Origin of the sequence: Saccharothrix xinjiangensis (genome assembly GCF_039527585.1) — a bacterium.
Taxonomy (GTDB): domain Bacteria; phylum Actinomycetota; class Actinomycetes; order Mycobacteriales; family Pseudonocardiaceae; genus Actinosynnema; species Actinosynnema xinjiangensis.
Window position 1 is genome coordinate 1 of record NZ_BAAAKE010000060.1, and the last position, 7,419, is coordinate 7,419.

General features: G+C 70.4%; 5 protein-coding genes. 3 read left to right on the forward strand and 2 right to left on the reverse strand.

Annotated elements, in window-relative coordinates; translation table 11 throughout:
- Positions 1-91: 91 nt before the first annotated feature.
- A complete protein-coding gene (locus tag ABD223_RS43080; protein ID WP_344044109.1) occupies positions 92-1,384 on the reverse strand; it encodes an AfsR/SARP family transcriptional regulator in 1,293 nt (430 codons plus the stop codon).
- Positions 1,385-1,804: 420 nt separating this feature from the next.
- On the opposite strand from ABD223_RS43080, the gene ABD223_RS43085 reads away from it, so the two are divergent.
- Positions 1,805-2,902 carry a HesA/MoeB/ThiF family protein gene (locus tag ABD223_RS43085; protein ID WP_344044111.1) on the forward strand — a complete coding sequence of 366 codons (1,098 nt, stop codon included), beginning with the start codon at positions 1,805-1,807 and terminating at the stop codon, positions 2,900-2,902.
- Positions 2,903-2,930: 28 nt separating this feature from the next.
- On the opposite strand, the gene ABD223_RS43090 is transcribed toward ABD223_RS43085, so the two are convergent.
- On the reverse strand, positions 2,931-4,691 hold the full coding sequence (locus ABD223_RS43090; protein WP_486374876.1) for a tetratricopeptide repeat protein: 1,761 nt from the start codon (positions 4,689-4,691) through the stop codon (positions 2,931-2,933).
- A gap of 1,349 nt (positions 4,692-6,040) precedes the next feature.
- Here ABD223_RS43090 and ABD223_RS43095 point away from each other — a divergent pair.
- Positions 6,041-6,820 (forward strand): DddA-like double-stranded DNA deaminase toxin, encoded by a 780-nt coding sequence (locus tag ABD223_RS43095; RefSeq protein ID WP_344044115.1) that lies wholly within the window; start codon positions 6,041-6,043, stop codon positions 6,818-6,820.
- Complete coding sequence (locus ABD223_RS43100; protein WP_344044117.1) at positions 6,808-7,233, forward strand: Imm1 family immunity protein; 426 nt, start codon at positions 6,808-6,810, stop codon at positions 7,231-7,233. Before ABD223_RS43095 ends, ABD223_RS43100 begins: the two co-directional genes overlap by 13 nt.
- Positions 7,234-7,419 lie beyond the last annotated feature (186 nt).

Sequence of the window (7,419 nt, forward strand, 5' to 3'; positions counted from 1 at the left end):
CCCCGACTGCCCGATGCGACCTGGATCAACCAGCCCGTCGAGCAACCGCAATCGACCCCTTAAACACAACCTGTCTCATCCGAATTGACAACTACCGGAGGACTTCGAGGGTGAGGTGGCGGACGCCGTCGAGTTCAGGGAGTCGGTTGCGGCTGGTAATCAGGACCAGGCAGCCGGGGGCTGCAGGTAGCAGCGGAGTGATCTGGTCGTGGCTGGCGGCGTCGTCGAGCAGAAGCAGGAGCCTGCGGTCGGCGACCAGGGCGCGCCAGAGTCGGGCGCGTTCGTCGGTGGTCTTCTGGTTGGCCAGCACGCTGTGGTGTACGCCGATCTCGGTGAGCAGTGTGTGCAGGGCGTCGAATGGGGTGCGGGGTTTCTGACCCGGAGTATGGCCGTAGAGGTTGAGGAAGAGTCGGCCGTCGGGGAAGCGGTCGGCGAGCCGGTGTGCACTGTGGACAGCGAGGGTGGTTTTGCCGATGCCGGGCATGCCGTCGATGGCGTGAATGGCGATCGCGGTCGCCCCCTCGCCCGCGGTCCGGTCGACGGCGGCCAGCAGTTCGTCGAGTTCGTTCCTGCGGCCGGTGAACTCGGGCAGGTCGCGCAATAGGCTGTTGGGTACCGCCGCGGCGGAGGGCGTGGGTGGCGAGGTCCGGTCCGTGGTGGTGTGGCGGCCAGCCTCGGTGAGGACTTCGGCCGGGATGTCGATTCCGAAGTGCTGTCGCATCAGGACGGTGAGCCGGTCGACCCAGGCGGTGATGTCGGTCTGCCGTCCGAGCACGTCCAGGGCACGGATACCCAGCAACGCGTACTCGGTCGTCGGGTCGCGTTCGACCAGCACGGCCAACTCGTCCATCACCCGGTCGGCGTGGCCGGTGTCCACCAGTGCCCGGAGGTGGTGGTGCGTGACGTCGCGGTGTTTGACGGTCATGTCGTGGCGGCGTCGTTCGGCCCAGTCGCCGTCGAGTCCGGCCAGCGGGGTTCCTCGCCACAGGGCCAGTGCCTGGGCGAGCCGATGGGGGTCTCGGGCCTGTTGTGCGGTGTGGGCGAGGCGGAGGAACCGGTGGTAGTCCACGAGTTCGGGATCGATGTCGAGCACGTACGAGCCGGGGTGCGACCGGCCGTCCAGCCATGCGCCGTCCCCGCCGGCGAGGGTGAGGGCCCTACGGATGCGTTTGGCGTAGCTGCCGATCGTGGATTCGGGATTGTCAGCCTGCCTGCGTTCCGGGGCGTCGGGTGACCACAGGTAGTCGGTCAGCTTGCCGACGCTGATCGGGGTGCCCGGTTGCAGCGCCAACGCCGCGAGCAGGCACCGTTGGGTGCCCGTGGACAGCTTGTGTTCGCCCTGGGCGCTGTAGATCCCGACCCCGCCCAATAGTCGGATTTCCACCCCGCGTCCTCCCCTGTCGGACCCGTGTTGACCGGAGTGTGGCATTTGGCCGAACCGTAGAGTCCGCAGTACAGCGGATACAGGATCACTCCTTCGGGTGAGTCGTTGTCCCGGTCTTGTCCCGTCGGTTGTCCCCGGTTCTGTCCCGGGGTGCGCCGCATCCTCTTCTCGGCTGGCCATCCACCGGCCGCCACAGGAGAGGAGGACCAGGGATGCGCCCGTTTCGGTTCCACGTCCCACCGCCGGACGAGGTACAGCCGCTGCGTCCATGCCTGCCCTTTCCCGCCCCGTTCCGCCTCGACCGGCAGGGGAGGGGGTGAGGACATGGTCATCGTCTTGATCCCGGTGACGCGGGAGTTCGGCGGCACCAACGGCAACACGACCAGCAACGGCTGACACGTGCGGAAAGGATGAAGTGTGATGTTGCGTCCGCGCATCAAGTACGAGCACTGGCCTGTCCGTCTCGGCGAGGACCTGGTGCGGATCGGTGGTTCCCTGCCGGGGATCGCCGCGACGATCCCGGACCCGGACGGCACGGTGTGGGCGCTGCTCATCCTCCTCGACGGGTCCCGCACGGTGGACCAGGCGGTCGCCGACCTGGTCCACTGCCACCCCGACGAGCCGCCTGACACCGTCCGCGCGGCCATCGACACACTGGCCGCCGCTGGCTACCTGGAGGACGCCGACGCGCCGGAGCCCGAGGAACTGACCGACGCCGACCGGGAACGGTACGGGCGGGGTCGGGCGTTGTGGCGGTCGATGGACGCGGCACCGCGGGCCACGTCCTGGCACGCCCAGCTGGCGCTGCGGCAGACGCGGGTCACGGTCGTCGGCGTCGGTGGGGTCGGCAGCACCGCCGCCCTCGCCCTGGCCCAGTCCGGGATCGGCGCGCTGCACCTGGTCGAACCGGACGTGGTGGAGTTGTCCAACCTCAACCGGCAGGTCCTCTACACCGAGCACGACCTGGGCCGCCCCAAGGTCGACGTCGCCATGGAGGCGTTGCGGCGGCACAACAGCGGCGTCGAGGTCACCGGTGAGCGCACCACCGTGGACGGTGTGGGGGTGCTACGGCGGTTGGCGGCCGGGTGCGACGTGCTGCTGATGGGCGCGGACACCCCGGGCGTGATCCGGTCGTGGACCAACCGGGCGTGTCTGTCCACCGGCACCGCCTGGGTCGACGGGGGCTACCGCGGGGCCCGTGTGAGCGTCGGCGTGTTCGTGCCCGGCCGCGGCCGGTGTCGGGAGTGCAGGAGCGCCGCCGCGCGGGCGCGTGCCGCCGTTCCGGTCGCGTTCCGGCCCGGTAACGTCAGGGAGGGCGGGGTGCACGCGGTGAACGCGGTGTCGGCCGGGATTGCCGGGCTGTTGTCCGCGCACGCCGTGATGAGCCTGATCACCGGCATCCCCCGAATCCGAGCCACCCGGTGGGTGACCTACAACCTGGTCACCTTGCGGAACGCCGAGGACGACCACGAGGACCCGGACCCGGATTGCCCGGCCTGCGGCCGCACCAGGGCGTGACCCACCGCTGCGCCCTGGCCCCGACGGGTCAGTGGGAGGAGAGTTCGTCGGCTCGGTGCAGGAGTTGACCGGCGCGCGGGTCGCCGAGATCCGACAGGATCCCGGCGACCCGCCGCAACCCGTCCACAGCGGCATCCGGCCGGCTGGTGGCTGCCAACGATCCGGCCATCGCCTCCAGCGCCATAGCCAGGTCCGCTCTCCTGTCCTCGTGCGCGGTATAGGTCTCTGCAACCTGCTCCCACAGCCCCATCGCCGTATGGTGATCGCCCAGCCCTTGCCACGCCGTCGCCAACTGGTGCCGGCCGTAGGCGATCGTCAACACGTCGCCGTTGCGGCTGCGCCACTCCCACGCCCGCTGCGCGTAGTCCAACGCCTCGTCGAACCTGTCCCGCGCCGCAGCCACCAGGGACAGGTTGCCCAGGACCATCGCCTCCTCCACCTCGTCGCCCACCCGCACGGCGATCTCCCACGAGGCCCGGTAGAACCCGTCGGCCTCCTCCAGGTGTCCCTGGTCCCGGCGCAGGATCGCGAGCCCGGACAACGCCCACTGGTGCCAGTCGGGATTGCCCGAGCGCTCCGCCGCGCGCTGCACGGCCCGGTACTCCGCCTCGGCCGCCTCGAACTCCCCCTCACCCCGGTGACTGTGCCCCTTCAGGTCCCGCAGCAGCACTTCGGCCGGAACGTCCCCCGAGCCCACCGCCGCATCCACGCCCCGCGACACCGCCTCCACGCCCTCGGACCACCACGCCCGCGGACCCGACCACAGATGACGCGACGCCACACCCAACGCCACCACCACCGGGTACAGGTCCCGCTCCACGGCCATCCGCTGCACCGCCGACAACACGGTCCGTTCCCGGCGCAACCAACCCACCGCCTGCTCCCGATCCGGCACGAGCGCCGAAACGCCCCGAGCCTCCACCGGCACCGGCACCGACCTCGCCTGCGGAAACAGCCACCGGTCCGCCGCCACCGCGACACCGGCATACCACTCTGCCAGGCGCGTCACCGCCTCCTCCCGTGCCGCGGGTGTCTCGTCCAGGTCCGCGCGGTAGGCGGCGTAGTCGTGCAACAGGTCGTGCACCCGATACCGCCGACGGGCCACCGGCTCGACCAGGTGCTGCTCCGCCAACTCCTCCAGCACGCGCGTCGCGGAACGAAGATCCAGCGCGGCCAGAGCGGCGACGGCGTGCACCCCGAACTCCGGCACCGGGTGCAACCCCACCAACCGGAACACTCGCGCGTGCACCGCGTCCAGCCGGGTGTAGGACCAGTCGAACACCGACCGCACCCCACCCAACCCCCGCCACGCCCCCTCCACCCCGATCAGCCCCCGCTGCTCTTCCCGGATCTCCTCCACCACGTCGGCCACCGACAGGAACGGACGCGACGCCACCCGCGTCGCCGCCACCCGCACCGCCAACGGCAACCCCGCACACACCCCCACCAGTTCCCCCACCGCGTCGGGCTCCGCGGCGGTCCGGGCCCTGCCCACGACCCCCTCTACCAGGCGCACGGCGTCCACGGTCTCGAACACGTTCACCGCGACCCGTCGGATCGCCTCCAGCACCACCAACTCCGACAGCGCGCCCCGACTGGTCACCAACGCCAGCGATCCCGCCGCACCGGGCAACAACGGACGCACCTGCTCGGCAGACCCGGCGTTGTCCAACACCACCAACATCCGCCGGGCCGCCACCAACGACCGGAACAACGCGCCCTGCGCCTCCACACCTTCGGGAACCCGCCGCTCCGCGACACCGAGCGAGGTGAGGAAGTCCGTCAACACCACCTGAGGGGGCAACGGGGCGCTCGGACCGTAACCGCGCAGGTTCACGAACAACGTGCCCCCCGGGAAATGGTCCTGGACACGGTGTGCCCACCACACCGCCAAGGTCGACTTCCCCACGCCCGCCGATCCGCCCAACGCCACGACCAACGCCCCGCCACCGGCATCTCGCTCTACCTCCGCCCGCAGAGCGTCGAGAGCGGCGACATGAGCATCACGCCCGCAGAAATCGGGAACCGCGGCCGGCAACTGCCGCGGCACCACCGCGGCCTCCGGAGCAGACGGCAACACCACCTGATCGACCCGGCCCGCCTGCACCAACACCCCGTGGACCGTGCCGCCCATGTCGTTGCTGACACCACCATCGATCATGAGCCTTGAGTCTGGCCGCAACTCCGTCAGGAAGCGCCCTCGAACCGATACACCACCCACTCAGACCATTCACGCCCCATCAACGTCCGACCGACCGGGGGCAGCGAGCCTTCGCCGCCCATCTGCAGACAACCGTGATCAACCCCAAATCCGCTCATGCTCGGTCGTCACGGGACCGGCTGGCAGCCGCGTCGACCCGTCCGCCCATCGGTAGAAGCCGATGGCGCCCGGTGGGTCGGGTCTATCTCGTGATCGGCTCTGGCGCACTTTCGGTGGTGACGGTGAGTAGCCGGTCGCGGCGTGACCTTGCGATGGAGATGGATTCCCTTGCCGGGAAGGTGTTTTCGGGCTGTCGACGCCTTCGTCATTGCAGCCCCGGGCACCGGACGGCATGGCCACAACCTGGATGCGGACGCGACCACCGCCCTCCGATACGCACTCCATGATCGGAACCGACAGTCCGGAAATACTATCCCCGCAAGGGGAACAGCATCCACCACGGGATCACGAACCGACCGGCTACTCGCTGTCACCACCGGAAGTGCGCCAGAGCCAAAAATCTGATCCTCCCCTGGTTCTTCGGAGTCGGGTTACCGGGGGAATCTCAGCGGGGCGAGCTCTGCGGCGAGCAGCTTCGATGCCCGTGGCCGGAACCCGGTACGGCGACATCCGGTGAACGGCTCGACCAGCACGCGGTGCTCCCAGGCGGGACAGGAGCAGTCCGGGCCACCGACGAGGTCCGCCGTCGTGACGACCGAGATCGACCTGATCGTCAACCCTGCGGTGTGAGGACGCCTGCGCCTCCCTCTCGTCGACACCCATCCGGCTGCCAGGTTCGTCCAGAGCCCCGGTCTCTCCTCTCCGGGGCCGCATGACGTCGTCGCGGCGTGGTTCACCGGATCGGGTGATGGTGCTCGCCGCGGGCTCCGGCAGCAGGTTTGGCTGGTGCCGAGACACCGGGTGGGATGGGGGATGTTGTGGCGTCCTTGGGGGAGGTCGGCGTCGCCCTGCGCGCGATCGCAAGAAAGATCGGGGAAAGCCGTCAGGCGCTGCGTCGCGCGGTCGAGGCGGCGGAGCAGGCCCGCACCTGCTGGGCGGCAGCCTGCGCCGGGACCACGCGCACCGACCCGGAGGCCGGGGCCACGCAGGCCCGGTTCGAGAAGGTGGCCACCGCAGTCACCGGTCCAGACGGACTGCTGCGTGCCCTGGACGCCGCCGCGACCACCCTGCACGCCCTGCTGGTCGCCCTCGGCGTGGACTCGCCCGGCGCACCCGGGTCCGGCACACACGCGGCCGGACCCGTCACCCCGCCGGATGCCGACACAGGCCTTGCCCCGCAGGACATGGAACGGCGGGTGGAGGCGCTGCGGCGGGAGCTGCCCCCACCGGTGCGGCCCGGTTCCGGGCAGAAGACACACGGACGGCTGATGGTCGGTGACGGGCCTGCGGAGGCGGTGGTCAGCGGCGATGACGCCGACACCCGAGCCGTCCACGACGCGCTGCTAGACCGGGGCTACCCGCTGCCGGGGCCTCCGGTCGTGGCCACCCATGTGGAGATGAAGGTGGCCGCCCGCATGCGCCGGGACGGCATCACCGACGCGGTCGTTGTGGTCAACCACTCGCCGTGCCGGCTGATGTGGGGGTGTGAGAACCTGCTCGGCGTGGTGCTGCCGGAAGGCAGCCGCCTGACCGTGTACGGCACCGACGGCTACCAGCGGATCTTCACCGGAGGAAAGCGGCCACCGTGGCAACGTTGAACGCCATCCACGACACCGGGCCGGACATCGAGCCCGTCCTGATCCACACCCAGGACGAGCTGACCGGGTTCGTCGACCGCGTCCGCGCCGACAGCGCCGAGCACGACCACCCGCCGGTCGTGGAGTTCACCCTCGCGCAGGACCCCTGGGGCTCGCCGGTGCTGTACGCGGGCATCGGTCGGGACCGCGGCTTCGTCCAGTACCTGCCGCCCGGCGGCACCGCCCGCGCCACCCAGGGCGACCCGCAGGCCACCGGCATGGCGGTCTACGACCTGCAAGGCCAGGAACACCTCGTACCCGCCGCACAGCAGGTGCCACTGGCGACGGTACAAGCGCTGCTGGCGGCCTACCTCGCCGGTCACGGCGTACTGCCCGCCGACCAACCCGAACTACATCCCCTCGACCCGTCCTAGCCGGCCCGTGCGCCGCCGGACCGCCACACGGTCTCCCGTGTGCTGGCAGGAAACGTGACGCGGCGCCCACCGCGCCCGCGAACCCCGTACTGAGCTTCCGACTTGTATGTAGGTACCGGTTGGGCTGGCTGGGTGATCACTGGTTGTAGCCTGCCGGAGGCGCTGGGCCGGGCTCGCTCGTGAGCT

Excerpts from the sequence above, each read along its gene's own strand:
- ABD223_RS43085 (WP_344044111.1), top strand. The coding sequence starts at position 1,805 with ATGTTGCGTCCGCGCATCAAGTACGAGCACTGGCCTGTCCGTCTCGGC.